We start from the raw sequence: 1,072 nt of genomic DNA on the forward strand, positions 1-1,072 counted from the left end.
GGCGACGGATCGCGTCCTCGGCGTCTCGGGTCTTGTTCTGCGACTTGGCTTTCGCTGCTGCGTCGAGCACGGCGATGCGCCGATCTCGGATGTCGGTCACGGTCGGCTCCTTCGATGTCGGGACAGGTCGAGGGTCAGAGCGACTGGGCCGGCGGAGGGCTCGCGGCGTGCCGGTGTGGCGCCGTGGGCGGCAGCGTCGGGCGCCGAGTCGAGCGTCTCGAGCAGCCGCGTGAGGGCGGCATGTTCGGCTCGGCGCTGAGTGAGCCAAACATTGTCCTCGGGCATTGGCTGGTGGTGACGCTTCTCGAATTCGGTTGTGGCGCGGTCGATCAGGTCGGCGGTGTCGCGTAACTGCCGTTGCAGCACCTGCCGGTGGGAGGCATCGGTGACGAACACCGAGCAGGTCAGGCAGGCGTTGCCCTTGTCGCAGGACTGCAACGGCGGCAGCATGCACCAGCCGTTGGGCAGGAACCGGTCCGCCCGCGCAAACAGGTGCAGGCTGTCGTGGTCGTCGCTGGACAACTGGATGCGAGTGCCGTCGGCGCGCAGTTTTGCGGTGGCCAGAAATGCCTGCTCGGCGTGTTCGTCACGAGCCGCGATGTAGTGCATCGTCATCGTCGGTGTGGCGTGCCCGGCGTAGCGCTGCAGCACGTGCACCGGTAGTCCGAGCTCGGCGAGTCGAGTGAGGCGAGTGTGTCGGAACCGGTGGGTGCGGCTGAGCCGGACCGGTCGTCCCTTCGAGTCGGTGATCGCGACGAGGTCGCTCAGGGTGCGCAGCACCCAGTTGTAGGTGCCGCTTGGATAGGGTTTTATGCCGGAACGGTTGCCGTTGCGCTGCACGAACAGGTAGCGCCTGCTGCGGTCCGGGTGCTGGGTTCGCACCCAACATTGTTGTTCGGCAATGACTTCGGTGACCTCGCGGTCGACCAGGATGGTGTCGGGGGCGACGTCGATCTTGCTCTGGGCGTAGTGGAACCGAGTCAGTGCCCGAGCCTCGCCCGCCTGTGGCTGGTCGGGCACTGCGGAAAGACAGTCGAAGTCGCAGGTGCGGATTTCGCTGGCGCGGCGACCG

The 1,072-nt window shown here is 66.8% G+C and carries 1 protein-coding gene; it reads right to left on the minus strand.

Annotated features, from left to right (window positions below; genetic code table 11):
• Positions 1-96: 96 nt before the first annotated feature.
• Positions 97-1,072 (minus strand): tyrosine-type recombinase/integrase (locus ACHIRB_RS31065; RefSeq protein WP_395127853.1); only part of this gene is annotated, 976 nt, incomplete at its 5' end.

Origin of the sequence: Antrihabitans spumae (assembly GCF_043944905.1) — a bacterium.
Classification (GTDB): Bacteria; Actinomycetota; Actinomycetes; order Mycobacteriales; family Mycobacteriaceae; genus Antrihabitans; species Antrihabitans spumae.